25 protein-coding genes are annotated in these 25,002 nt (G+C 40.8%); 23 read left to right on the forward strand and 2 right to left on the reverse strand.

The genetic code is table 11. The features are described 5' to 3' along the window. Positions 1 to 92: 92 nt before the first annotated feature. The 18 genes from BABA_RS17670 (at position 93) to BABA_RS17755 (ending at position 18,153) form a co-directional block, all read left to right on the forward strand. Positions 93 to 1,688 (forward strand): FMN-binding glutamate synthase family protein, encoded by a 1,596-nt coding sequence (locus BABA_RS17670; protein ID WP_007086589.1) that lies wholly within the window; start codon positions 93 to 95, stop codon positions 1,686 to 1,688. Positions 1,689 to 2,211: 523 nt separating this feature from the next. Then, a complete protein-coding gene (locus tag BABA_RS17675; protein WP_007086590.1) occupies positions 2,212 to 3,417 on the forward strand; it encodes a hypothetical protein in 1,206 nt (401 codons plus the stop codon). A gap of 17 nt (positions 3,418 to 3,434) precedes the next feature. Beyond that, positions 3,435 to 4,664 (forward strand): Zn-dependent hydrolase, encoded by a 1,230-nt coding sequence (locus BABA_RS17680; RefSeq protein ID WP_007086591.1) that lies wholly within the window; start codon positions 3,435 to 3,437, stop codon positions 4,662 to 4,664. A 1-nt stretch (position 4,665) separates the two neighbouring features. Then, the gene (locus BABA_RS17685) at positions 4,666 to 5,841 is read left to right on the forward strand and encodes an amidohydrolase (protein WP_007086592.1); all 1,176 of its coding nucleotides are present in this window, start codon (positions 4,666 to 4,668) and stop codon (positions 5,839 to 5,841) included. A gap of 304 nt (positions 5,842 to 6,145) precedes the next feature. Next, positions 6,146 to 7,030, forward strand: a complete 885-nt coding sequence (locus BABA_RS17690) for a PHP domain-containing protein (protein ID WP_007086593.1) — start codon at positions 6,146 to 6,148, stop codon at positions 7,028 to 7,030. Further along, complete coding sequence (locus BABA_RS17695) at positions 7,031 to 7,666, forward strand: DapH/DapD/GlmU-related protein (protein ID WP_007086594.1); 636 nt, start codon at positions 7,031 to 7,033, stop codon at positions 7,664 to 7,666. Positions 7,667 to 7,788: 122 nt separating this feature from the next. Next, a complete protein-coding gene (locus BABA_RS17700; protein WP_007086595.1) occupies positions 7,789 to 8,490 on the forward strand; it encodes a GntR family transcriptional regulator in 702 nt (233 codons plus the stop codon). Positions 8,491 to 8,656: 166 nt separating this feature from the next. Beyond that, complete coding sequence (gene phnG / locus BABA_RS17705) at positions 8,657 to 9,082, forward strand: phosphonate C-P lyase system protein PhnG (RefSeq protein WP_007086596.1); 426 nt, start codon at positions 8,657 to 8,659, stop codon at positions 9,080 to 9,082. 13 nt (positions 9,083 to 9,095) lie between these two features. Continuing rightward, on the forward strand, positions 9,096 to 9,692 hold the full coding sequence (gene phnH / locus BABA_RS17710) for a phosphonate C-P lyase system protein PhnH (RefSeq protein ID WP_007086597.1): 597 nt from the start codon (positions 9,096 to 9,098) through the stop codon (positions 9,690 to 9,692). Then, positions 9,692 to 10,837, forward strand: coding sequence for a carbon-phosphorus lyase complex subunit PhnI (locus BABA_RS17715; protein ID WP_007086598.1), 1,146 nt, complete (start codon positions 9,692 to 9,694; stop codon positions 10,835 to 10,837). Before phnH ends, BABA_RS17715 begins: the two co-directional genes overlap by 1 nt. After that, positions 10,821 to 11,690: an alpha-D-ribose 1-methylphosphonate 5-phosphate C-P-lyase PhnJ gene (locus BABA_RS17720; protein ID WP_007086599.1), complete on the forward strand. Its 870-nt coding sequence runs from the start codon at positions 10,821 to 10,823 to the stop codon at positions 11,688 to 11,690. Before BABA_RS17715 ends, BABA_RS17720 begins: the two co-directional genes overlap by 17 nt. Further along, positions 11,677 to 12,522, forward strand: coding sequence for an ATP-binding cassette domain-containing protein (locus BABA_RS17725; RefSeq protein WP_007086600.1), 846 nt, complete (start codon positions 11,677 to 11,679; stop codon positions 12,520 to 12,522). Before BABA_RS17720 ends, BABA_RS17725 begins: the two co-directional genes overlap by 14 nt. 26 nt (positions 12,523 to 12,548) lie before the next feature. Beyond that, a complete protein-coding gene (phnM, locus tag BABA_RS17730) occupies positions 12,549 to 13,727 on the forward strand; it encodes a phosphonate metabolism protein PhnM (RefSeq protein WP_007086601.1) in 1,179 nt (392 codons plus the stop codon). A gap of 52 nt (positions 13,728 to 13,779) precedes the next feature. Continuing rightward, positions 13,780 to 14,490, forward strand: a complete 711-nt coding sequence (locus BABA_RS17735) for a phosphonate C-P lyase system protein PhnL (RefSeq protein ID WP_040346821.1) — start codon at positions 13,780 to 13,782, stop codon at positions 14,488 to 14,490. A gap of 140 nt (positions 14,491 to 14,630) precedes the next feature. Next, the gene (locus BABA_RS17740; RefSeq protein ID WP_007086603.1) at positions 14,631 to 15,692 is read left to right on the forward strand and encodes a phosphate/phosphite/phosphonate ABC transporter substrate-binding protein; all 1,062 of its coding nucleotides are present in this window, start codon (positions 14,631 to 14,633) and stop codon (positions 15,690 to 15,692) included. Between the two features lie 40 nt (positions 15,693 to 15,732). Further along, positions 15,733 to 16,521, forward strand: a complete 789-nt coding sequence (gene phnC, locus BABA_RS17745; protein ID WP_040346824.1) for a phosphonate ABC transporter ATP-binding protein — start codon at positions 15,733 to 15,735, stop codon at positions 16,519 to 16,521. Next, the gene (locus tag BABA_RS17750) at positions 16,511 to 17,296 is read left to right on the forward strand and encodes a phosphate/phosphonate ABC transporter permease (protein ID WP_040346827.1); all 786 of its coding nucleotides are present in this window, start codon (positions 16,511 to 16,513) and stop codon (positions 17,294 to 17,296) included. Before phnC ends, BABA_RS17750 begins: the two co-directional genes overlap by 11 nt. Next, entirely contained in the window at positions 17,296 to 18,153 is an 858-nt protein-coding gene (locus BABA_RS17755) for a PhnE/PtxC family ABC transporter permease (RefSeq protein WP_007086606.1), read from the forward strand. The genes BABA_RS17750 and BABA_RS17755 overlap by 1 nt, the downstream gene beginning before the upstream one ends. Positions 18,154 to 18,237: 84 nt before the next feature. Here the strand turns inward: BABA_RS17755 and BABA_RS17760 are convergent, their stop codons facing one another. Beyond that, positions 18,238 to 19,227, reverse strand: a complete 990-nt coding sequence (locus tag BABA_RS17760; protein WP_007086607.1) for a metal-dependent hydrolase — start codon at positions 19,225 to 19,227, stop codon at positions 18,238 to 18,240. Between the two features lie 46 nt (positions 19,228 to 19,273). Further along, positions 19,274 to 20,422, reverse strand: a complete 1,149-nt coding sequence (locus tag BABA_RS17765) for a glycosyltransferase family 4 protein (protein WP_007086608.1) — start codon at positions 20,420 to 20,422, stop codon at positions 19,274 to 19,276. A 334-nt stretch (positions 20,423 to 20,756) separates the two neighbouring features. On the opposite strand from BABA_RS17765, the gene BABA_RS17770 reads away from it, so the two are divergent. The 5 genes from BABA_RS17770 (at position 20,757) to BABA_RS17790 (ending at position 24,962) form a co-directional block, all read left to right on the forward strand. Further along, entirely contained in the window at positions 20,757 to 21,041 is a 285-nt protein-coding gene (locus tag BABA_RS17770) for a hypothetical protein (RefSeq protein ID WP_007086609.1), read from the forward strand. A gap of 220 nt (positions 21,042 to 21,261) precedes the next feature. Then, on the forward strand, positions 21,262 to 21,702 hold the full coding sequence (locus tag BABA_RS17775; protein WP_007086610.1) for a YaiI/YqxD family protein: 441 nt from the start codon (positions 21,262 to 21,264) through the stop codon (positions 21,700 to 21,702). A 69-nt stretch (positions 21,703 to 21,771) separates the two neighbouring features. Further along, a complete protein-coding gene (gene hprK, locus BABA_RS17780; protein ID WP_007086611.1) occupies positions 21,772 to 22,707 on the forward strand; it encodes an HPr(Ser) kinase/phosphatase in 936 nt (311 codons plus the stop codon). Between the two features lie 207 nt (positions 22,708 to 22,914). Beyond that, the gene (locus tag BABA_RS17785) at positions 22,915 to 23,592 is read left to right on the forward strand and encodes a response regulator transcription factor (RefSeq protein ID WP_007086612.1); all 678 of its coding nucleotides are present in this window, start codon (positions 22,915 to 22,917) and stop codon (positions 23,590 to 23,592) included. Next, positions 23,589 to 24,962: a sensor histidine kinase gene (locus tag BABA_RS17790; RefSeq protein WP_007086613.1), complete on the forward strand. Its 1,374-nt coding sequence runs from the start codon at positions 23,589 to 23,591 to the stop codon at positions 24,960 to 24,962. The genes BABA_RS17785 and BABA_RS17790 overlap by 4 nt, the downstream gene beginning before the upstream one ends. The last annotated feature ends 40 nt before the right edge of the window (positions 24,963 to 25,002 follow it).

Raw genomic sequence — 25,002 nt, forward strand, 5'->3', positions numbered from 1 at the left:
TCTGAAAAAGATGGATGGATGTTCTGTTGAATAAATTTCCAAGCGAGGGAAAAAGTATTAAAAAATCCAGTCTTTCATAGGAGCCATTTGAAATGAATATTGCCGATACATTTGTCATTATTGTTTTTGTCCTTTTTGTGCTTGTGCTTTTTTCGATTATTGCTTTTATCGCTTATTTACTTATTTTTGACCGAAATCAAAAAAGGCATTCTATTTTAAGGAATTATCCTGCATTGGGCCGGGTTCGCTATTTTTTTGAAAAAATCGGTCCGGAAATGCGGCAATATTGGTTTAATAGCGATACGGAAGGAAAACCGTTTTCCAGAGATGATTATGAGCATATCGTAAAGAGTGCAAAATATAAGCGGGATGTAGTTGGATTTGGATCGAAACGAGATTTTGAAGCAGAAGGGTTTTTCGTTCGAAATGATATGTTTCCAAAACTAACCGAAGAAATTAAGATGGATCAGGAAACCACTGTTACTACCAAAAAGTATATTTTATTGAAAGATCCACTGTTTGCGGACAGGGAAGAGAAGTGGAAGGATGAGGAATCACTTGCCAATTTATTGCACGATGATGATACAGTGGTTATTGGTCCAAATACCAAATATCCCTTCGTTCTAAAAAGCCTGATTGGTATGTCAGCAATGAGTTACGGGGCGTTGGGGAAAAACGCAATCACTGCTTTATCCAAAGGTTTAGCTTTAGCTAAAGGTACCTGGATGAACACTGGAGAAGGCGGATTATCACCTTACCATTTAGAAGGCGGGGTTGATATCATAATGCAGATTGGTCCAGGGCTGTTTGGAATCCGCGACAATAATGGTGACGTGGATTGGGATGAACTGAAGAGGAAAAGCGAGATACAACAAGTGAAAGCATTTGAGCTCAAATTGGCTCAAGGTGCTAAAACACGCGGTGGGCATATTGACGCGGAAAAGGTCAATCCGGAAATTGCGGAAATCCGGAAAGTGGAACCTTACAAGTCCGTGGACAGCCCAAATCGGTTTAAACTGTATGGTGATATTGCTACGATGTGTGATTTTATTGAAAAAATTCGCAATCACACAGGAAAACCAGTTGGAATGAAGATTGTGATTGGGAGCAATGATAGTGCGGAAGAATTGGCAAAATATATGAAAGAGTCCGGGAAAGGTCCAGACTTTATTACTGTGGATGGGGGTGAAGGCGGTACAGGAGCATCCTATCAGGAGTTAATTGATAGTGTAGGCCTGCCAATTAAATCAGCTCTCCCCATTTTAGATTTAACTTTGAAAAAATATGGTGTACGTGACCGCGTTAAAATCATTGCTTCAGGTAAACTGTTCACCCCCGACCGAATTGCTATTGCATTGGCGTTGGGCGCAGATTTAGTTAACATTGCCCGTGGTTTCATGATTACAGTTGGCTGTATTCAAACATTAAAATGCCATTCCAACGCTTGTCCGGTCGGTGTTGCCACTACTGACCCTGACTTGCAAAAGGCACTCGTCATTGATGAGAAAAAATATCGTGTCGTCAATTATCTAGTAACCCTAAGACAGGGATTATTTCGTATTGCAGCAGCGGCAGGTCTAGATTCGCCAGTTCATTTCCATCCGAAACATATTTGTTATAAGGATGACAAGGGTGTTGTCATTTCTCTAGAAAAGATACTCGATGATATGGGACAACAGATTAGTTAAAGCAGGGAAACTAATAGACCTTTACAGTTTTCATTGCCCGAATGAGGTAACTTTATTTAAATTTGGTAAATGTATCCTGCTTTCATTGCCCGAATGAGATTACTTTAAAACAATTTGGTAAAAGTAACCGGTTTTCATTGACTGAATGAGATTACTTTAAAACAATTTGGTAAATGTAACCGGTTTTCATTGCCCGAATGAGAGCAATTTAATACAATTTGGTAAATGTAACGGGGTTTCATTACCCGAATGAGCCTGCTTTTTATCTATTCCATTCAATGAATCAATGTCCCCCTTTCTCTAACCACTCCCTCCAAACTAAACGTTACCTTTAAAAATAATATTAATAATTTTCTAAAATAATAAAAATCTATATTGGGAAATAATAAACCTTTTGAAAACGATTGCAAGAAAAATATTAATAATTTGAATTGACAGAAAAATATAATTATATTATTATCTTAATATAAATTAATCCTTCGTGACACGAAAAATAGATACTCATAGAAAGAAGGTAAACTATATGTCGCAAATGCTAGCTTTAGTCATTGTCGTTCTTATACTATTAATCGGAGACTGGGTGGCGATTCGAACAAAAGCCTGGGTGCCATCGATCTTTATCTCAGCCGTTTTATTTCTGATCGGATATTGGACATTCTTTCCAAAGGAAATTGTTTCAGTAGCAGGTATACCACCGGTTGTAGCCACCATGCTGATGTACTTACTTATTACAAATATGGGAACACTGCTGTCTTTAAAGGAATTGAAAGAACAATGGAAGACTATTGTCATTGCCCTTTCTGGGATTTTAGGGATTATTGTCCTGTTATTCGGGATTGGAACCTTCATTTACGGCTTTGAAACAATCATTGTCGCCATTCCACCTTTGGTTGGTGGTGTAGTTTCGGCATTAATCATGTCGGAAGGAGCAAAGGAAGCTGGCCTCGCATCCCTATCCGTGTTTGCTATCGTCATCTACGTTATGCAGGGGTTTGCAGGATACCCGCTTACCTCAATCATGTTGAAAAAAGAAGGGAAAAGACTTCTTGCTCAGTATCGTCAGGGTGAAATAGCATTAAAAGCCCATCCCGAAGCGGCTGCAGAAGTAGCTGCTTCAGTTGAATCAACTCAGCATGAGCTTAAACTTTTTAAAAAGCTGCCTGAAAAATATAACACGGAGTACTTTAAGTTTTTTAGACTGGCCATAGTTGCGTTTCTTGCCTATCTTATTTCAACACTATTGGCACCTGTTGTCTCGGTTAGCCCGTTTGTTCTCTGCTTATTGTTTGGGATTATTGCAAAAAGCGTTGGTTTTCTGGAAAAGCAGGTTCTTCAAAAAGCAAATGCTTTTGGTTTTGCCTTAATGGGTCTTATGCTATTTGTGTTTGACGGGTTAAAACAAGCGACACCAAGCATGATGCTAGAAATTATTTATCCGCTTGTGGGGATAATTGTGATCGGTGTTATCGGTATGTATATTTTCTCCATTATCGCAGGTAAAATCCTAAAGGTAAGCAAAGAAATGGCATTCGCGGTATCGTTAACGGCCTTATATGGATTTCCAGCTGACTACATCATCACAAACGAAGTAATCAAATCATTAACAAATGATGAGAAAGAAAAAGAAATGCTGACAAGCCGTATGCTGCCGCCAATGCTGGTCGGCGGGTTCATCACTGTTACAATTGTATCGGTTATACTAGCAGGTATCTTTGTGAAATTCTTGTAACTAAAGAGGCGATTTGAATGGAAACCCTACAAAAACGAATTGAAGAACATATAAACAAATTAAGTCAATTTACAGCCACGCCTGGAAAAGGGACAACGAGGCTGACCTATAGTAAAGAAGACAGACAGGCGCGGGACTATATTATTGAAAAAATGAAGGAATACGGATTAACCGTTCGTGAAGATGGTTTTGGCAATATCTTCGGAAAGCTGGAGGGTATGCTGAGGGATGCGCCGAGCGTTCTAATCGGTTCCCATTTTGACTCTGTCCCAAATGGAGGATCTTATGACGGCCCTGCAGGAGTTGTGGCAGGGCTGGAAGTAGCCGCTCTTTTTGCCGAAAATCAAATCAAACCCAAATTCCCGCTAGAGGTGATTGCCTTAATTGAAGAAGAGGGAGCACGATTCGGCGGCGGGTTGATGGGTTCAAGAGGCATTACCGGGCTTTTGGGTGAGGAAGATTTTAAAAAGTTAAAAGATAAAGATGGGATCACTACAGAAGAAGCGATGGTGAAAATCGGACTGGATCCATCACTTCCTAAAAAAAGGGATCCGAAAACGATCAAGGCATTCCTGGAGCTGCATATCGAGCAGGGGCCGATTCTTGAGGAAAAAAATATTCCAATTGGCGTAGTTGAGGCCATTGTCGGGCTGACCCAATTTGAAATAACCGTTGAAGGGCAGGCAGGACATGCAGGTACCACACCGATGGATCGCCGGTCGGATGCACTTGTTGCCGCTGCTAAGATGATTGCGCAATTTCCTGATCTTGCAATTGAAGAAGGGGAAGGAACGGTAATGACAACGGGACAGCTGAACGTTTTTCCGAACGGCGCCAATGTCATCCCGAAGAAGACCGTTTTTACAGTTGATATACGGTCTGGGAAGGAAGAACATATCCAGAATGTCATTAGAAAAATGAATGATTTAATAGAATCATATAGTACTGATGGTATGAAGATTTCGGCTGAACAGCAGTTATATATGCAGCCAAAAGCCATGAACCAGGAAATTGTAGCTTTATTTAAACAAACGAGCAGCAAATTGGAAAAGCCGTTTTGTTCAATAAACAGCGGGGCTGGCCATGATGCGATGGTCTTTTCCGATTTTACGAATGTAGGAATGCTGTTTATTCCAAGTAAGGATGGCCTAAGTCATTGTCCGGAGGAATGGTCAGATTCCAAGCATATCGCAAATGCCGTACAAATATTTTTTGAAACAGCTAAGAAATTAACGGAGGCGGAATAACATGATTAACGAAAAAATAAAACAAGCGATTGAACAATATAGTGAGGAATTAACAGCCATTCGGAGGAAGCTTCATAGTGAGCCTGAGTTATCTTGGGAGGAAGTGAATACAACCAATTTTGTTTGCGATTATCTCGACCAATTGGGAATCTCGTATAGAAAAGCGGAGCCGACAGGTGTGATCGCCGAAATTAAAGGCGGCAAGCCAGGGAAAACAGTCGCCTTAAGAGGGGATATGGATGCCCTTTCCGTCGAGGAACTAAATAAGGACTTACCATACGCATCAAAAACGGAAGGGAAAATGCATGCATGTGGACATGACTCTCATACCGCCATGCTGATGATTGCTGCCAAAGCTTTAAATGGAATAAAAGATGATATTCCCGGCAATGTCCGGTTACTGTTCCAGCCAGCTGAAGAAGTAGCGGAAGGTGCGAAAGCGTTGGTGAAGCAAGGGGCTGTTGAAGGAGTGGATAACGTTTTCGGTATTCATATTTGGTCGCAAATGCCGACAAACAAGGTTTCTTGTCCAGTGGGACCAACATTCGCATCTGCTGATCTTTTTACAGTAACGTTTAAAGGAAGAGGCGGCCACGGCGCAATGCCGCATGCTTGTATCGATGCAGCGATTGTGGCCTCTTCGTTTGTGATGAATGTGCAAGCAATCGTCTCGAGAACGGTAGATACGCTGAATCCAGCAGTTCTAACTGTTGGAAAAATGGTGGTCGGTACCCGCTTTAATGTCATCGCTGAGAATGCCGTCATTGAAGGAACAGTCCGCTGCTTTGATCCTAAAACAAGGGATCATATTGAAACACAGCTCAAGCATTATGCAGAACAGGTCGCGGCTATGTACGGTGCAACGGCAAAAGTAGACTATATTCACGGTACCCAGGCTGTTAATAACGATGAGTACAGTGCTAAATTGGTCCAAAAGGTGGCTGCAGAGGCCTTTGGTGAAGATGCTGTCTATTTTGAAAAGCCGACAATGGGCGGGGAGGATTTCAGCGAATATATGGCATTAGTACCTGGCAGTTTTGCTCTTGTGGGTAGTGGTAATCCTGAAAAAGATACAGAATGGGCGCATCATCATGGTAAATTCAACATCGACGAAGATGCACTCGTTACCGGAGCGGAACTTTATGCACAGTATGCTTGGGCGTACTTAAATGAATAATATTTGGGTTGAGAGAGGCTGTTCTAACTTCGGTTAGGGCAGTCTCTTTTTAATGATTCGCTGATAAAATTGAAAAATCGCCAATATAGTGGGTGGATTCGCTGATAAAATGGAAAATCCGCTGATAAACTTAGGAAATTCGCCGATATATCAGATTAGCTCCAAAAAAAGATGGAGGGATCTTTCACTATTTTACGACTTTATAATGTTTTAACAATATTTTTACACTGGATTAACCTATTCACCAAGGTATCAAGTTAAGCTTAATATGAAAAGAATGCCAGTTGGAATGGGGGAAGCTATGATGAAAGTTGATTTGCACTGCCACACAAATATCTCAGATTGTTCTTTTTCCTTTGAAGAGATTGTTCAGTTTGCGCTGAAGGAAAAGGTAAGCCATCTAGCCATCACAAACCATGACACAACAAAAGGGCTGGAGGAAATGACTGTCCTCGGGAAGGAAAAAGGAATCGAAATCATTCCGGGTATAGAAATATCAGCCTATGACTTTAAGAGAAATCGAAGAATCCATGTTCTAGGTTACTTAATTGAACCTGGACATTCCTCCATTCAAGACCTTTGTGAACCGCTCCTTACAGAACGCCATCAGGCTTCTTACCTCATGGTTCAACATTTAATAGAAGCAGGCTATTCTATTTCATGGGAGCAGGTAGAACAAAATGCAGCAGGCGGAACGGGTGTCTACAAGCAGCACATCATGCATGCCTTAATCGATAATGGTTATACCGATTCCATCTATGGAGACCTATATAAGAAGTTATTCTCTCGCGGCCAAAATGGTGAGGCACCAGGAATTGCGTTTGTTCCTGTCAAGTATGTCGATGCACGATCAGCCATTCAGGTGATTCTTCAAGCTGGAGGAGTTCCGGTTCTTGCACACCCTGGCCAATACAAAAGTTTTGAGGCTGTACCGGAGCTTGTGGAAGCAGGACTCCAAGGAATTGAAGTATGGCACCCGCTTCATACAAGAATGGATGTGGAAAGAGCGAAACAATTCGCCGCAGAATATGACCTAATTACGACCGGAGGCACCGATTTTCATGGATTTTATGGTGAAAATGAAGTGGTACTTGGCTCGGAAGATCCGGGAAAAAAGGCAATCGAGGGATTAAAGAAACGGAAAGAAGTCTTGTCATTCCAAACTTTAGTCGAAAAGGGAAGGATGTAAATGAACTTTATCCATCAGCCTAAAAAGGAGAAAATCCAGTTGTCCAAGCCTATCGTTGATCCAACTAGTCATATCGTCAATACTTACGCAGGAAACTGGACATCCATTGGCCCTGCCAATAAAATTATTGAATCAAAAATAGGGGATTACACGTATACCATGGATGATGTAACAATCAATTATGCCGAAATTGGCAAGTATTGCTCGATTGCTTCCCATGTCTGCATCAATCCTGTCCATCACCCAATGGACCGTGTGACACAGCACCACATGACCTACCGTCGAATTGCTTATCGATTTGCTGACACAGATGATGAGGAGATTTTTAACTGGAGACGGGTAAATCGTGTCACGATAGGCCATGATGTGTGGATTGGGCATGGGGCCATTATCATGAAAGGTGTAAAAATTGGAAATGGAGCAGTCATCGCTTCCGGGGCTGTTGTGACAAAAGATGTCAAGCCATACACCATTGTTGGCGGAGTCCCAGCCCAACTAATAAAGGAGCGATTTTCAAGAGGGGTTGCAGAAAAATTGCAGCTCATTGCCTGGTGGAATTGGCCGCGAGAAGTGATGGAAGAGCGATTTTATGAACTAAATGATTTGGAAATGTTCCTTGAGAAATATGGGCAATAGGATAGCCAGATATGCGGCTGCAGGCGGTGCTGCCGAAAAAGGTATACCGTCTTTTTTCAATTATCCCTTTATAAAGCTGCTTTGAAATACTAAAGAAGAACTAAGCTTTCGGAGGGATGGTTATGGTAGACGAAATGTTGATTGTTGATGAAATGATTGCAGATATTCAATCAGGAAAATATGAACAGGAGGAGAAGCTTCCTTCGGAAAATGAGCTGGCAGATCAGTATTTGGTTCCAAGAATAACGATACGGAAGGCGTATGAAAGGCTGCAGGAGCTTGGGTATATTTATTCCAAACAAGGGAAAGGGAGCTTTGTGAAAGACAGAAAAAAACAAATTCCTCTCATGCTTTCCGGTAATGTTTCCTTCAGCAAAAAAATGAGCGAAATGGGCTATCCTTTTGAAACTAGAGCCATTTTCTGTGAGAAAACCGATTATAATAAGGGGATTTTCCAGTTTTTAGGCGTTGATAAGATGGACAAAGTATTTAAAATCGGCAGGCTTAGGCTGGTAGATCAAACACCGGTAGCCTTACATATTTCTTTTGTGGCTCAATCGGTGTTTCAAGATATCGAAGCTGAGGGACGGGATATTACGTCGATGTTTGATTATTATCATAAAAGAGGGTTTTCGGAATTTACTTCAGCTTCCAGTACTTTAAGCGTGAAGTTCCCAAGTAAATTTGAAAGGGAGGTTCTTGGCTGCTCGAGCTTGGTACCGTTGTTAGTTTTAGAATCTGGTTGCTTGGATCAGGTAACAGGAACTGTATTGGAATGTACAAAAATTATCTATCGAAGTGATCGATTCACTTATGGCATATAACCAGCCAGCAGAAATGCTGGTTATTTTTTTTGCAACAAAAGCGTTCAAACAATTATTTACACGTGGTTAACAATACCTTATCACTTTTAACAGTCTCTTAACATTCACCAGCTTGGCAACAAGGTACATTGGAAATAAGAAATCTATTAAAAACGGAGGCAGGCTGATGAAAAGAAAAAGAAGAACAGAGATTTTAATCAACGGTTCTAAAAAACTGGCAGCCGCAATGGCAAACGAAATACTAGAAAACTATATAGCCTCAATGATGGAGGAGCCGAATGATGGACTCGTCATGGTGAAAGTTAGAGAATCCGCCAAGAAAAGCCTCTTCTATATAGGTGAAGTTTTTGTTACGGAATGCAAAGTTAGCATTCATGATTCGTTGGGTATTGGGGTGGTGACCGGGCACGAGAAAGAGCTTGCCTATCAATTAGCTGTCATTGATGCAGCCTATACAGCCGGACTGAAAGAAACGGAAAGCTGGGAGAAACTGCTGTTGCAGGAAGAGAAAAAGATTGCCATGGATCGTGCCGACAAATTGAAACAGGTTCTGAATACAAAGGTAAGCTTTGAAACAATGGATACGGAATAAGGATGGTGACATGATGAAATTTGATTTAGTTCATGATATACAAAGGGCCTATCGCAAGGTAGTTGATTCGATTTCTAGACCGGGCTTGATTTCGACCCTGAAGGAGGAGACCGCCATGCTTGAGTTTCATACAGGCTGTTTTCCCTCAACAGAGGTTTTAGCCCTGATGCTTCTGGATATAGAAGTAACCTTTAAGGTGGTTTCAAAACGGGAAGAGAAAATAACTGGCATGTTGAATCAGTTAACCTATGCAAAAGCAGTAGAGGCTAATGAGGCTGACTTTATTTTTATCTTAAAGGATTATGATCGGAATCAACTTGAGACAGCAATTAAGTCAGCCAAGACTGGGAATCTCATGAATCCGAATGAATCAGCCATTCTGATTATTGAAACGGAAAGTGTCAGTACGGGCACTGACCTTGTTATGGCCGGCCCCGGGATTGAAACAGAACAGGAAGCAAGTATTGATGGAGCTGATACATGGCTGGATATACGAGCTGAAAAAAATAAGGAATACCCGCTGGGAATTGACACCATTTTAACAGATACCAGCCATTCTATTCTTTGTTTGCCTAGAACCACTCAAATTAAGAAACGGGTGACAGTTTAATGGGATACGTTGCGGTAAAAGGCGGAACACAGGCCATTGAAGAATCAATCAAGCGAATGAAATATGAAAGGTTAAAGCATGGAACCGTTCTGGGAATAGAAAAAATCGAAGCGGGAATGAGGGGGTTGATTGACCAAGTGATGTCAGAAAGTAGCCTTTATTCACCGATACTTACTGCCATTGCCATCAAACAGGCGGAAGGGAATCCTGAAGAAGCTGTATTCCAGCTCAGGGCCTACAGGTCCACGCTGCCAAGAAAACATTACACCAGAATTGCCGATCCTGAGGAAATGGTAATCGAAAGAAGGATTTCAGCAAGTTTTAAAGATATACCAGGGGGGCAGGTTTTAGGGGCGACCACGGACTATACCCACCGTCTGCTGGATTTTGGTCTGGTTTCGGAAACAGATGAGGATGCTAGACGATGGCTCCATGACTATCAGCTTGAAAGCCTGCAGATTAGTGAGAGTAATCATACAGGGCGTTTTCCCAAAGTTCTTGACTATCTAAGAAAACAAGGGTTAATGGCAGAGTGCAGCCCTGATGACAGAGTGCCTGATGACGTCACAAAAAAAAGTCTGGAGTTCCCAAGTACTAGAAGCCAGCGCATGCAAATTTTAACACGCGGTCAGACCGGGGCTGTAACTTCGCTTGCTTATGCTGTTATTCGCGGGTATGGAGCCCTGCACCCAACCGTCGGTGAACTTCGTATCGGGAGCCAGCCGCTCTATATTGATAATCCAGTGGATGAGTGGAAGGAAGATGAGGATTCCTATTATATTGGGGAAATCAAAGTGACAGAAGCGGAAATGCTGATTCCTGTGCCGATTCAGAAGGGAAACGGGAAGGAAGAGATTGAGTTTGAAATTGGCTATGGCATTTGCTTTGGACAAAATGAAACAAAAGCCATCGCCATGGGAATTCTCGATCATAGCCTTGAAAAAGGCAATGCCGAGTTTCCTACACAGGACGAGGAGTTTGTTCTTTACCACATTGATTCCGTGGAATCCACAGGTTTTATTTCACATCTGAAAATGCCGCATTATGTCACGTTCCAATCGAAGCTGGACAGTGTCAGAAAAACGAAAAAACAGGAAGAGTTGACGAACAGGGAGGAGACCGGCACAAATGCAATTAAAATATAATTTTGCTTTTTTTGATGAGGGCTCCAAGCGGGAAATCAGGAGAGCAACGTTAAAAGCCATCGCTATTCCCGGGTATCAGGTGCCATTTGCCTCAAGAGAAATGCCCATAGCCAGAGGCTGGGGGACAGGCGGACTTCAGTTAACACTCTCCCTTGTCGGCAAAAACGATAGTTTAAAAGTGATTGACCAGGGTTCTGATGAATCTGTCAATGCAGTCAATATCAAAAAGCTTGTTTCCGATACAACCGGAATTGAAGTGACAGAAGAAACCGAAAAGGCAACGATTATTCAATCTAGACACCGGATTCCGGAAGTCCCATTAAGGGAAAATCAGATTCTAGTCTTACAGGTCCCTCTTCCAGAACCCCTGCGTTTTTATGAGCCGAGTGAATGGGAAACGAAAAAGCTTCATGCTGAAAAGGAATACAGCGGGGCATGGGTCATGCTGTTCGAGCAGATCATGAAATTTGGGACAACTACAACAGATGCCGACCATCCGGTCATGATCCACGACAGATATGTTATGGCACCAAGCCCAATTCCAAGATTCGATAATCCTAAAATGCACAAGTCTAAGGGATTAATTCTGCTGGGTGCAGGCCGAGAGAAAAAAATCTATGCTGTGCCTCCTTATACGGATGTCGAATCGCTGGCTTTTGAGGATTATCCATTTTCAGTGGAATCGTTTGAGGATGAAAGCTGCAGGCTGTGTGGCACCACAGGGGTCTTTATGGATGAGCTTTTCGATGATGAAACAGGCGAAACTTACTTTCAATGCAATGATACCAGCTATTGCTTATCCCAAATGAATCAAAAACCAATAGTAGGAGGTGAAGGAAATGAGCAGCATTGAGGCACCGATCCTATCGATTAAAAACGTACACAAACAATTTGGCGCTGGCTGCAGTACTTGCCAGGATCAAACGGGAAGGGCACTGATAAAAAATTATTGCAAGGCATGCGGAACAGTTTACGCCTGCCAGGATATCAGCTTTGACTTGTATCCCGGAGAAATCTTAGGAATTGTTGGTGAAAGCGGGAGCGGCAAATCCACGCTGATGAGATGTCTTTATTTTGACCAGGAAGTAACAAGTGGTGAGGCTTATCTGAGCCAGTATGAAGGAGGGGAGAAGAGTCTATTTCAGGAATCTTCGCAGAAAAAACGGTATATTCGTAATCACTTAATGGGAAAGGTGTACCAAAACCCTTTGCTAGGTTTGAAAATGAATTTTTCTTCTATCGGGAATATTGCTGAAAAACTGATTGCAGCTGGGAATCGGAATGTAGGGCAGATGGAATCGAGAGGAAAGGAACTGCTGGAATATGTGAACATTCCGGATTACCGCATGAAAGAAGCACCCAAAAATTTTTCCGGCGGTATGCAGCAGCGGGTCCAGATCGCGAAGGCACTTTCCAATAATCCACCAATCCTACTGCTGGATGAAGTGACGACCGGGCTAGATTTATCCGTTCAGGCAAGCGTTTTGGATTTAATCAAGCATTTGCAAAGGGAGCTTGCCATCAGCATGATTATTGTCTCCCACGACCTTGGGGTAATTCGGATGCTTGCGGATCGCACGTTAGTCATGCTAGATGGGAAAGTTATCGAACAGGGACTTACTGATCAAATTCTTGAAGACCCGCAAGGTCCTTACACACAGCAGCTCGTTCAATCGCTTCTTTAAGTTCTGTATAGAAGGAGGAAAAAAGGATGTACCTGATTACAAACGGTAAAATCGTGACAGAAGCAGCTATATTGGAGGGCTTTGACCTGCTCATCAAAGAAAACAGAATTGAACAAATTGCTTTCAGGGGTGAAATACCGGTCGAGGAAACGATGGAGGTCATTGATGCTGCTGGCGGCTTTATTTCCCCAGGATTTATCGACCTTCACTCTGATTATATAGAAAGTATGGCAGCACCAAGGCCTACTTCCTTGATGAATTTCCATTTAAGTCTGAGGGAAGCGGAAAAAGAGTTAATTGCCCATGGTATTACTACCATGTTTCACTCCCTTTCCTTGTTTAAGTTTACGGAGTATGCCTATAAACCAATTCGTGAACCTGAAAACGTCAGGAAATTTATTGACCTGATTGAACAGAGCCATACTAACAGCCATTTAGTGCGCCATCGATTTCATGCGAGGTTTGAAATCGACAATGTGGATGAGGTTGATAATTTAAAGTCATATATTGCCGAAAAAAAGGTACACCTGATTTCCTTCATGGATCATACCCCGGGGCAGGGACAATATCGTGACCTGGAAGTCTATCGGCATACAGTGAAAGGCTACAACGATATTAGTGATGCAGAGATTGATAGAATCATAACCAAGCATCTGACCAAAGAGAAGGTTGCGATTGAAGCGATGCAGGAAATCGCCCAGGCAGCAGCGGAAAATCATATTGCCATTGCTTCACATGATGATGATTCACTAGAAAAGCTGGAACTGGTTAAAAGCTTAGGTGCTCAAATCAGCGAATTTCCAATTACGATGGAAATAGCTAAAATGGCAAAAGAACAAGGGTTGTACACGGTGGCAGGGGCGCCAAATGTCCTGCTGGGAGGCTCGCACAGCGGGAATCTTTCCGCGGCTGAGGCCATCAAGGAGAAGGCCATCGATATTCTATGCAGTGATTATTACCCAGCAGCGATGCTGCATTCCATTTTTGAACTGCATCAGAAATATGACCTTGATTTAGCACAAATGTTCAAGTTAGTAACGATCAATCCGGCAAAGGCAGTAAACCTTGATCATGAAATAGGGTCGATCAAGGAAGGTAAAAAGGCAGACCTGCTCATTATTGAAAAAATCCAGCCTGATTTTCCAGTGATTACAGCGGTAATGGTAGACGGGAAGCTGATTCAAAAAACAAACTACCGTATTTGACAGGAAGCAGAAGCGGAAGAGTTGGTTTATTTTAATGAAAGAAGGTGGATCAATGGAAAACATCCTATCAATTGAAGGTTTAGCTAAATCGTTTAAGCTGCACAATCTGAACAAGCGGATTAAAGCAATTAATAATATCAGCCTGTATGTTAAAGAAGGGGAATTCATCGGAATAACAGGTAAAAGCGGTAGCGGGAAATCGACCATTTTAAAATGTATTTATCGCACCTATTTGTCAGATGAAGGTGATATTTGGTACAACTCAACGAAATTCGGCCCGATTAACCTGGCATCAGCTAATGAGCGGGAGATTGTTGATTTGCGAAAGCATGAAATTGGTTATGTGTCGCAGTTTCTTAATGTGATGCCTAGAACAACTGCCAGAGAGCTGGTGAAACAATCCATTATGGAAATGGGCTATCAGGAATACACCGCAGAAATGGAAACAGTGAAAATGCTTGAGCATTTTGAATTAGATCGGGAACTATGGGATAGTTATCCAGCCACTTTTTCAGGAGGAGAAAAGCTCCGTCTTAACATTGCTAGAGCAATGGTAAAGCGGCCAAGGCTTTTGCTATTAGATGAACCTACGGCAAGTCTTGACGGAGCCTCCAAACAAAAAGTGAAAGTGTTAATCAAACAGCTAATGGAGGAAGGAACCACAATGCTTGGAATATTTCATGACCTCGAATTTATGAAGGATTTGTGCGACAGGGAATACAATATTCAGGCAGGGAAATTTCTCATTTCGACAAAGTCTTAATAATTTCTTACCATAACTTAGCATATTTAAAATAGTAAATTTACAGTCTATTAATATTAGCTTTGTATAATTCAGTTGTCTAGGCATGAAAGGAAATTGAAAAGACCAAAATTCTGTATCCCTAGGAGGATTTTCTACAAATGAAGAAATCACTATTGAAAAGTGCGTTGTTAGTTTCTATGTCTGCTTTAACCATTTTTGCAGCGGGATGTTCATCAAAAACTGAAGGGGCTACTACAGGGAAATCAGCTGATGACAAGATTACGATTGCTTGGCTGCCTAATGAATCCGGTGCAGATTTAGAAGCAGCTAGAACAGAAATTGGAAAAGAAATTGAAGCCGCAACAGGGAAAAAGGTAGAACATAAGACAACAACGGATTATATTGTTGCGATTGAAGCCATTGCAAATGGAAATGCGGATATGGCATTCCTGGGGGCACAAGGTTATATTGAAGCACATAATAAAAATGAGAAAGTCCTTCCGCTGGCTGTTCCAAGCGGTGAATCGGGCACGCTTGATGATGCCGTTTACTACAGCTGGCTGGCAGTAAATAAAGGGGATGCAAGTAAATATAAAGACGGTAATAAATTTTCTCTTGGTCATATTTCTGGAAAGAAATTTTCATTTGTTTCGAACAGCTCTACTTCTGGGTTCAAAGTTCCTTCAACAGGAATTGTTGACTATTTCAGTAAAAAGGGTGACTACAAGGATTTAAAAGCAGAAGATTTACAAGAAGGTGGAAAGGACAAGTTTTTTAGTGAAGTATTATATGGAGGATCTCATCAGGGCTCTGCCGTCAACCTATTAACGGGTAAAGCTGATATTGCTGCGTTTTGTGATACATGTGTAAACAACTACGTGGAACTTGCCAATGGAGATGAAAACAGACCTGGGGCTGTTTACAAAGTGAAAAAAGATGCAGCTGAGCCGTTTAATACTCTTCCAGGTAAAGAATTTGAACTTATTTCTGTTACACCAGTTTTAAACGCACCATTTGTTGTTAACACGAAGGAAATCAATGAAGAGGATCAAAAGAAGATTCTTGAATTATTAACGAGTGATAAAATAGCTGGAAATGAAAAAGTATTTGTGCCCGCAGACTCTAAATTTTCCGGGTTGTTCAGCAAGAAATCAGGAAAAGAAAGTTTGTTAAAGGTTGAAGATAAATTTTTTGACCCGATTCGAGAACTGTCTAAGTAATCGAAGGGTGAAAACTAATTGAATGCAAGGGGAGTTAACGATGACTGTGCTATTAGAACTGAAAAATGTATCAAAGCAATATGGGAAGGATACAAAAGCGCTATCAGATGTTAATTTCTCTGTTAAAGAAGGGGAGTTTGTTTCCATCATTGGGCCGTCAGGAGCAGGGAAATCAACTCTCCTTCGCTGCATCAATAGGATGATTGATGCTAGCAGCGGAGACATCATTTTTGATGGTGACAATGTTTGTACACTAGGAAAAAAGAATCTGAAAACACTCCGAACGAAAATTGGAATGATTTTTCAACATTACAATCTAGTTAAACGATTGAGTGCCATGGAAAATGTTCTCCATGGAAGATTAGGATATAAATCAACCTTTGCTGGTGTACTTGGAATATACAATCAAGATGAAAAAGAAAAGGCCTTGAACTTGCTCGAAGGATTGGGACTAGGGGAACAGATTTATAAACGAGCTGATCAACTGAGCGGTGGACAAAAACAGCGTGTAGGAATTGCCAGAGCGTTAATCCAGGAGCCAAAAATGCTGTTGTGTGATGAACCGATTGCTTCACTTGATCCGAATTCATCCAAAGTCATAATGGATCATCTAAGAAATATCACAACTTCCTATGGTATTACATGCCTGGTTAATCTTCACCAGGTAGATGCAGCATTAAAATATTCAGATCGAATTATTGGAGTTAACCAGGGGAAAGTGGTTTTTGATGGCGCTCCCGATGAAATAACAGATGAGATCATCCACAAAATTTACGGCTCTGAAGCGGGAGAATTGATCTTTGAACATGGAGGAAGAAATGCAGGCTGATATTTTTTTAACAAAAAAGATTCGTTCATTGGCATTTATTTTATTGCTCGTAGCCGTCACGATTGTAGCTGTCGTCATGACAGAATTTAATCTGGCTAGAGGTTTTTCCTCCATTCCAGAGGCGATTGTATGGTCATTCTCAAATTTTTATCCTGATGCGGCTTCTATGGAGAAACTGCCCAATATATTGGATAAACTTCAGCAAACAATATTAGTTTCTATTGCAGCAACGACGGTTGCTTCTATCCTAGCTTTGTTTTTTTCCATCGCAGGTTCGACTGCAACCCAATTTAATTCTTTCTTAAGTAAAATCAGCAGAGGAATCGCTACCGTATTTCGGAACATTGATATTTCTGCATGGTCGATGATTCTATTGTTTTCATTTGGACAAAGTGCGTTAACAGGATATTTTGCTTTGTTTTTTGGCTCTTTCGGTTTTCTGACCAGAGCCTTTATTGAATCCATTGATGAAGTCAGCAGCAGTTCAGTCGAAGCGCTCCGGGCAACAGGTGCTAGCTATTTATCGATTATCTTTCAATCTGTCATTCCATCCACTATTCCACAGTTGATCAGTTGGATTCTATTTATGATTGAGACCAATATCCGCAATGCCACTTTAGTAGGAATTCTAACGGGTACGGGGATAGGATTTGCTTTTAATTTGTACTATAAAAGTCTTGATTATAATAGTGCATCCTTAGTAGTAATCGTGATTATCGCGGCAATTTTTATGATTGAATGGGTTTCAAATTATATCAGAAGGGTGATTTTATAGTGGAAATAAAATCGGTAACGGTTGGGACAGGGACCAGACTTCAAGCAAGGGGATCAAGACCAAAAAGAGAAAGGGCAATGAACAAAACGTCCTTGGTGATACCTGGAACCTTAATTTCTCTTGTGATTTTGACGATTTATGGATTCTATAGCTTTGATTATAAGGATATTAACTTCGCCAACGCTGCTCTCTCTACAGTAGAAAATGTCAAAACGATGTTCCTTGAACCCCAATTTAGCCATTTCACATTTGGAAAGGCTGTCTATCAAGTAGCGGTGACCCTTGGTCTTGGGTTTCTAACCACGTTATTTGGGGCTGTGATCGCCCTGCTCTTTGGGTTACTTGCAGCACAGAATTTAACGAATAAAAAAGTATCGATGAGCATTAAGGGAGTGGTAACCTTCATCCGATCGGTCCCGACCGTCCTATGGGTGTTAATATTCGCCGTTGCTGCTGGTCTGGGAAGCGAGGCTGCGGTAATTGGAATGACATTTCACTCTGTCGGTTATTTAATCAAAGCGTATTCCGAGGCATTTGAGGAAATGGATGAAGGGTTAATAGAAGCGCTCCGGGCAAGCGGAGCAAATTGGTGGCAGATTGTCTTTCAAGCCGTTATCCCATCCACTATTACATATTTAATCTCATGGACTTTCCTGCGCTTTGAAATTAATTTTGCTGTCGCAGTTGCGATGGGTGCTGCTGCAGGTGCAGGCGGAATTGGATTCGACATGTTCATGGCAAGCGGATTTTATTATGATATAAGAGAAGTTGGGGTGATCACTTATTTCATCTTAACCGTTGCCATTGTCCTAGAACTCGCAGCCACTAGAATAAAACATCATTTGAAAACCCGCTGATAACCTAGCGAATGAAGAAATCGATCCGATGTGTAATGGGAGAAAAGATGACCAGGGGTTGGGCCCGTGGTCATCTTTTTGTTTTTATTTCATAGAGGTCGAGTTGGATAACAGTCTTAGCACCTTTTTATAGTGTTTTAACGAGTGTACTTTTCCTATATAGCTATTCTTATGTTTGAAATCAGATGAAATAAATTGAATAGCTAGGTAGGGAAAAAATTTTTTTGTTCGAAAGCGGAGATCCTTCCAATAAATAAAGTATCCGTTTTTTCTTACATCCACAAACGGGTAGGCAAACGTTGTACAAGCAAGAAAATCTGAAATAGATTGGTCCATTCGACTCTCTGAAACTAACACGGGAAAATCATTTTTTTTAGAAAGAGTGTGCTCAATGGCTAGACTTTTTTCAGAATAGACGCCAAATAAGAAATCTTCATCGGTTTCAATAATGACATCCCATTTTAATAGAGTGATTTGAGGAATAAGCTTAATCCGGACAGCATTCATAAAGTGATGGTTTAAGTGACGTTTTGCTGCTGATGTAAAAAAAGCCCGAATTCCTAGGTATAAAAAGGTAAATAGGTATATGACCAAAAAGGTTATGCCAGGTTGATAGAATAGAAGTAAACCAAATCCTAGAAAATGAAGGACAAGCATGTAGGGATCGATTAATGGAACTGCATCAAAGGCAAACCATTTTCGGGAAAATGGCAGGAGGATTTGCGTTCCATGAACATTGAATAAATCAAATAGTACATGAAGTATGACTGCTAAAAGCGTCCATAAAAATAGATGAAGAAAATCAATCCCTGGGAAGAATGGATAAAGTAATCCTGAAACCAGGATAGCCCATAATGGAAGTGCTGGAAGGGAATGTGACAGACCACGGTGATTTCGGAAGTAACTTCCTTTTCCACGTAACCGATAGATAAAGTCAAAATCAGGTGCATTTGAACCTATGGCCGTACTTAAAAGGACTGCCTGTGATAGAGTTTGATTTTCAGAGACAAAAGGATCAATCTGAGCAAGAGCACCAATGCCTAAGCCAATCACGATATGTGAAAAAGTATCCATCTGGCCACCCCTTAACTTATTAATTGGGTTTAACTCCTGATATCAATCAAGCATATTTTTCTATGTTCGTTTCCTCGAAAACGGCTTGATAATGCCAAAGTAATTGCGCTAAAATGGCATCCCAGCTTTGTGCTAGAGCATAATCTCTTCCTTCTTGAGCAAATTGGCTTCGCAAGCTCTTGTTTTCTAGCAGCTTGAGGATGGCATGTGCAAACTCTGCTGCATTGCCTGTTTCGCACAAATATCCTGTAACCCCTGGCTGGATAATATTTTTTACACCGCCCGAATTAGCTGCAATGACAGGAGTACCGCTAGCCAACGCTTCAATCACAACATTTCCGAAGGTTTCAGTGGGTGAAGGAAATACAAATAAGTCAGATGCAGAGTAAATTTCCGCTAACTCTCCCCCAGTTAAATATCCTGTAAAGGCCATATTGGCAGGAGAATTATCCTCTAGTTCTTCCCTTAATGGCCCGTCACCAACTATTAACCATTGAACCTGCTCATTGACCCGGGTAGGAAGTGCTTTTGCTACAGAGAGTAGTGTCTTAACATCTTTTTCTGGTGCTAATCTGCCCACAAAGGTCAAAAGGTACTTTTTGGTGATCCCTCGTTTCTCATGTAGTGTGTGTTTGGCGTAACGCGGATGGAAAAGCTGGCAGTCTACTCCGTGTGGCCAAATTTCTAAATTAGCAAACCCTCGGCGATGGAGCTGCATATACGTTTCCTGTGACGGGACGAATAGCTTTTTAAAGGGCTTATGGAACCATTTCATGTATTTCCAAAGGATTTTTGAAAGAAATTGAAGGTCATAAAATTTTAAATAATAGTCAAAATCAGTATGATAGGAGCCGACAAGCGGAATCGATAATTTTTTGGCAAGATAGATGCCGCATAGTCCCATATTAAAAGGCGTCGCAACATGGATGATATCGGGAGAAAAGGCTTCTAGTTCAGACTTAATTCGAAACAGATTGGGGAAGGCCAGGCGACACTCAGGATATAAGAAAAAGGACCAGCTTTTAAAGCGGCTGATTTGGGACGAAATGTATTCATTTGCGTGGGACTCCGAATCTGGTGCAAAAACTTTATAGGAGATGCCTTGTTTCTCTAAATAATTTGTAAAGTGCTTAAGCGTTCTTGCCACACCATTGATATCCGGATAAAAGGTATCTGTGAAAATAGCAATTTTCATAACATTCTCCTCCTCAACAGTTTAAATCTGCCGCAAGCGGACTACACTGGTTCCTTAATGGTGATTCCCCTTATGTCAATTCCTCTTTATTGTATTAGAATTCTGGGGGGAATCTTCTTAAGATACTGTTAAGCATTTGTAAAGATTCTGTATATTGGAGACGCATGTAGGCGTTTACTTAAACATTTTTCGTGGATAAACATAAAAAGGAACTGATGATTTTTCCAAAATGAAAAATACAAGCATCTTTCTGCAATGAACACGAGAATGGTTACCTTGCTTCAATGTATATGATTTGCTAGAATAATTACAAAACTACATAAGGAGTTAAGCGATGAATATTGTGGAAAGTGACATTTTAGTAAACAAAGCGATTGAAAATGCTCCTGCTTGGTTAATTGAGGATCTTGAAAATATAGTGAACAAAGAGAAGACTGTCAAATTACGAATCAGCTATGTCATTTCTGAACTTTATTCAAAATACGCATTTAGCTATCGCCATATTTTCTCATCTATGGGTCAAAGTTCAGAATGGGCTGTTATTGCACGTGAGAGATTGAACCTCATTGATAACAATATTGATTTGATTGAATACATGATGAAGAGGATTCAGGAGTAAGAAATGGCTTTATTATGAAGATTCTATTGACTCGCATGGGAAAGAACTATTCGGATTTAATGATGATGGAATCTTAGGATTAACGAAAGACATTCGCATTTAACGCTTGGATCAAAACAGATCCAAGCGTTAACTTTTTCTGTTAAACGGGCATTAGCCCTAAATCAATGAGGTAAAGAATATTAGGAATTAATTGAACTCATTTACAAGGGAGATAAAAATGAAAATTTATGTTGATGCGGATGCTTGTCCAGTAAAAGATATTGTTATTTCAGAAGGTACGAATGCGGACATTCCTGTAATCCTTGTTACAAGTTTTTCACATTTTTCTAATGCGGAGCAACCATCAGGAGTGGAAACCATTTATGTTGATGCTGGGGCGGATGCTGCGGATTATCGAATTATGAAGTTAGCAGCGAGAGGAGATATAATTGTTACGCAGGATTATGGTCTTGCTTCGTTAGGTTTAGCAAAAGGGTGTATAGTTCTCCACCATAAAGGGTTTATCTATACAAATGAAAACATTGATCAATTATTACAAACACGTTATTTTAGCGCCATGGCTCGAAAAAGTGGAAAGCGTACAAAGGGGCCAAAGCCTTTTACAACTGAAGATAGGGATCAATTTAGGGAGCTTTTTAAAAAAGCCATTAGTTCGTAAATGGATGACACTTCCAGTGTACTTCAGTATAATTCAACTATAGAAAGGCTATAAGGACGGTGAGTAAAGGTGAAAAAAATAACAGTCGAAAACTTAGTTCGTAAGTTTTCGTTGAAAGTAATGGCCGGTGAAAATCAACTGGGGAAAATGATTACGCAATCACGGGTGCATCGTCCTGGCTTGGAATTTGTCGGCCATTTTGACTTTTTTCCGACAGAACGGGTTCAAATTTTAGGGAAAAAGGAAGTTACCTATTTACATAAATTAAGTAAAGAAGAACGTAAAATACGAATTGGAAATATCGTTCATTATCACCCGCCCTGCTTTATTGTAACGGCTGGCGCGGAAGGACTTACCTATTTAACTCACCATTGTGTTGAACAAGGTATACCCTTGTTACTAACAAACAAGCCTGAGACAACTTCAGAGTTTATCACAAAATTGGATGCTTATTTGGTGAAGGAATTAGCCCAGGAAATTGCAGTGCATGGAGTTTGTGTGAATGTGTCCGGCATTGGGATCTTACTTCGCGGAAATTCAGGGGTAGGGAAAAGTGAAACGGCGCACACGTTAATTCGCCGGGGACACCGCCTGGTTGCAGATGATATTGTTGTCCTAAAAAAGCTTAGCCCGCAAACCATTTTGGGTACGCATGATGAGAAAACCAAGGAGTTTTTGGCTCTTCGTAGTATTGGGTTGTTGAATGTGGTTCGCCTTTACGGTCGCAAGGCTTTTCAAGATGAATCACGAATTGCCCTTGATATTAATTTAACGAAATGGGAAAAAGATGCCTTGTATAATGATTTGGACCAGAAACTTCAATATACAGATTATATGGGTGTGAAGATTCCATCCATGGAAATCCAACTCCAGCCCGGACGTGATGTGGCGGGGTTAATTGAAGCGGCCGCAAATAACTGGTATTTGAAGCAGCAAGGATACAGTGCAGCAGAAGAATTCATGAGCAGGATCGAGGCGGATATGTCGAATTCTGCTGGGGAATAATGATTTAAGGAGTAGAGTTTGCTAGTAATCTATTTACAGACATGATTCACACTAGATGTATTAAAACCATTACTAAATGGGAAATGAGCTAAGTCAGATCTAGAACTGGCTTAGCTCTTTATCATTTACCTTACTTGTGTTTACATAAAAAGTTCATTAAACTTCAATCTAGATAAAGATTATCTTGGATGGGGGAGCAGGTTCGTAATGAAGCCAACAATTTTAATTGCAGATGATGACCCAAATATCCGCATGGTGACACAGCTTTATTTAGAGAAAGAAGGCTACCACACAAAAATAGCCTGTCATGGTAAGGAAGCGCTCAACATCTTAGAAGAGGAGAAAATCGATTGCGCTGTCATTGATTTGATGATGCCGAATATCGATGGTTGGCAGCTTTGTGAAAAAATTAAATCCTACTACGAGATACCTGTTTTAATATTAACTGCCAGGGCTGAATCAGACGATATCATTAAAGGATTTCAAATCGGGACGGACGATTATGTGACAAAGCCGTTTCATCCAGGTGAACTGGTGATGCGGGTGAAGTCGCTGTTAAAAAGGTATCGGGTGATCGCCGTAGGAAATCTGACCTTTAACCATATTACGATTGACAGTAGTAGCTATAAAGTGCAGATAAAGAATGAAGTGATCATGCTGCCGGTGAAACAGTTTGAAGTACTATATTTGTTAGCAAGTTACCCCGGAAAAATTTTTACAAGAGATCAGTTGATTGAGAGAATTTGGGGATTGGATTATGAAGGCGATGAACGAACGGTCGATTCGCACATTAAAAAACTCCGCAAACAGCTGAATGAATACGAAGATTTGCTGCAAATTGTCACGGTAAGGGGACTGGGTTATAAAGTAGAAATACCATCATGATTAGGTCTATTTATACAAAAAATATCTTGAACTATTTTTTTGTGATCATCGTGTCCTTAATACTTTCATTTGTGATTACGTTTTTTCTATTTCAAAATCAAGTGACACAAAATCGTGAGGCTGAGGTCATTGAACAAGGAAAAGCCATCATTCATCTATATCAACGATTAGATAAGAGTGGGTTTAATGAATACTTAAACAGCCTCTCCTCCTTACCCTATGATGTTTATATTTATAATCAGAATGGATTAGCGTCAAAATCACCACAGGCAGCAAAAAAGCGGGAATTGAATAGAAAAAACATCGATTATGTCCTAGACGGGGGCGTCTATCGAAATATCTCGGGCAGGCACCATATGTCGGTTGGATTGCCATTTGATATAAAAAATGAACCATATGCGCTCTTTATTACACCTAGTTTAAAAGAACAATTTAGCCAAATCCGAAGCATCATCCTTACTGCACTTTTTTTAGTCTTACTCCTAGGAATTTCGCTTATTTTGGTCACGACCAAATTTTTAGTAAGACCACTAGCACATATAACAAACGCGACAAGGCAATTAGCTAGAGGAAATTTCCAAGTCCGTTTGCATGTAAAAAGTAAAGATGAAATCGGCCAACTGGCGAAAAGCTTTAATTTCATGGTCGAGGAACTAGAAAAAACAGAGCAAATGCGGAAAGACTTTGTTGCGAATGTATCCCATGAGCTACAGTCACCGCTGACAGCGATCAAGGGAATGGTCATCGCTTTAAAAGATGGAGTCGTTGACCATTCAGAGCAAAAGCGTTATTTCGGATTGATGGAACAAGAGAGTGATCGTCTTTCCAGCTTAACTAAGCAATTGTTGAACTTGTCAATTTTGGAGGCGGGCAAGTCTCCTTTCCACCCAAAACGATTCCGTTTAGACCGACAAATGCGCAATCAACTCGTAGCGCTTCAGCCATTATGGGCGGAAAAACAGCTTGACGTTGATTTTGATCTCCCAAACATCGAAATATTCGCTGATGAGGGATTGTTGAATCAAGTGTGGACAAATTTATATGTAAATGCCATCAAATATAATTGGCAAAACGGAAAAATAACCGTCCAGGGCTATGACTTCGAAGATGAAATCGAGGTTGTCATCAGCAATACAGGTCAAGGTATTCCAATAGAGGATTTACCGTATATTTTTGAGCGATTTTATCGAGTGGAGAAAGCTCATACGCGAGCAGCAGAAAGTTATGGGCTCGGATTAGCAGTGGCGAAACGGATTATCGAACTTCACAATGGGGAAATATCCGTTACAAGTACAGAAGGGCAAGAAACTACGTTTAAGATTCGGATAGCACAGAATAGTAAGCGTCGTGTTCACGATGAAAAACGGTAAAACGGAAATTTCAAATCCTGTGAATTCACAAGGTTTACAC

Source organism: Neobacillus bataviensis LMG 21833 (assembly GCF_000307875.1).
GTDB lineage: Bacteria > Bacillota > Bacilli > Bacillales > Cytobacillaceae > Neobacillus > Neobacillus bataviensis.

Bases quoted from the DNA above. Each gene is read 5' to 3' on its own strand.
- BABA_RS17670 (WP_007086589.1), top strand. From the start codon at position 93: ATGAATATTGCCGATACATTTGTCATTATTGTTTTTGTCCTTTTTGTG.
- BABA_RS17675 (WP_007086590.1), top strand. From the start codon at position 2,212: ATGTCGCAAATGCTAGCTTTAGTCATTGTCGTTCTTATACTATTAATC.
- BABA_RS17680 (WP_007086591.1), top strand. From the start codon at position 3,435: ATGGAAACCCTACAAAAACGAATTGAAGAACATATAAACAAATTAAGT.
- BABA_RS17685 (WP_007086592.1), top strand. From the start codon at position 4,666: ATGATTAACGAAAAAATAAAACAAGCGATTGAACAATATAGTGAGGAA.
- BABA_RS17690 (WP_007086593.1), top strand. From the start codon at position 6,146: ATGAAAGTTGATTTGCACTGCCACACAAATATCTCAGATTGTTCTTTT.
- BABA_RS17695 (WP_007086594.1), top strand. From the start codon at position 7,031: ATGAACTTTATCCATCAGCCTAAAAAGGAGAAAATCCAGTTGTCCAAG.
- BABA_RS17700 (WP_007086595.1), top strand. From the start codon at position 7,789: ATGGTAGACGAAATGTTGATTGTTGATGAAATGATTGCAGATATTCAA.
- phnG (WP_007086596.1), top strand. From the start codon at position 8,657: ATGAAAAGAAAAAGAAGAACAGAGATTTTAATCAACGGTTCTAAAAAA.
- phnH (WP_007086597.1), top strand. From the start codon at position 9,096: ATGAAATTTGATTTAGTTCATGATATACAAAGGGCCTATCGCAAGGTA.
- BABA_RS17715 (WP_007086598.1), top strand. From the start codon at position 9,692: ATGGGATACGTTGCGGTAAAAGGCGGAACACAGGCCATTGAAGAATCA.
- BABA_RS17720 (WP_007086599.1), top strand. From the start codon at position 10,821: ATGCAATTAAAATATAATTTTGCTTTTTTTGATGAGGGCTCCAAGCGG.
- BABA_RS17725 (WP_007086600.1), top strand. From the start codon at position 11,677: ATGAGCAGCATTGAGGCACCGATCCTATCGATTAAAAACGTACACAAA.
- phnM (WP_007086601.1), top strand. From the start codon at position 12,549: ATGTACCTGATTACAAACGGTAAAATCGTGACAGAAGCAGCTATATTG.
- BABA_RS17735 (WP_040346821.1), top strand. From the start codon at position 13,780: ATGGAAAACATCCTATCAATTGAAGGTTTAGCTAAATCGTTTAAGCTG.
- BABA_RS17740 (WP_007086603.1), top strand. From the start codon at position 14,631: ATGAAGAAATCACTATTGAAAAGTGCGTTGTTAGTTTCTATGTCTGCT.
- phnC (WP_040346824.1), top strand. From the start codon at position 15,733: ATGACTGTGCTATTAGAACTGAAAAATGTATCAAAGCAATATGGGAAG.
- BABA_RS17750 (WP_040346827.1), top strand. From the start codon at position 16,511: ATGCAGGCTGATATTTTTTTAACAAAAAAGATTCGTTCATTGGCATTT.
- BABA_RS17760 (WP_007086607.1), bottom strand. From the start codon at position 19,227: ATGGATACTTTTTCACATATCGTGATTGGCTTAGGCATTGGTGCTCTT.
- BABA_RS17765 (WP_007086608.1), bottom strand. From the start codon at position 20,422: ATGAAAATTGCTATTTTCACAGATACCTTTTATCCGGATATCAATGGT.
- BABA_RS17770 (WP_007086609.1), top strand. From the start codon at position 20,757: ATGAATATTGTGGAAAGTGACATTTTAGTAAACAAAGCGATTGAAAAT.
- BABA_RS17775 (WP_007086610.1), top strand. From the start codon at position 21,262: ATGAAAATTTATGTTGATGCGGATGCTTGTCCAGTAAAAGATATTGTT.
- BABA_RS17785 (WP_007086612.1), top strand. From the start codon at position 22,915: ATGAAGCCAACAATTTTAATTGCAGATGATGACCCAAATATCCGCATG.
- BABA_RS17790 (WP_007086613.1), top strand. From the start codon at position 23,589: ATGATTAGGTCTATTTATACAAAAAATATCTTGAACTATTTTTTTGTG.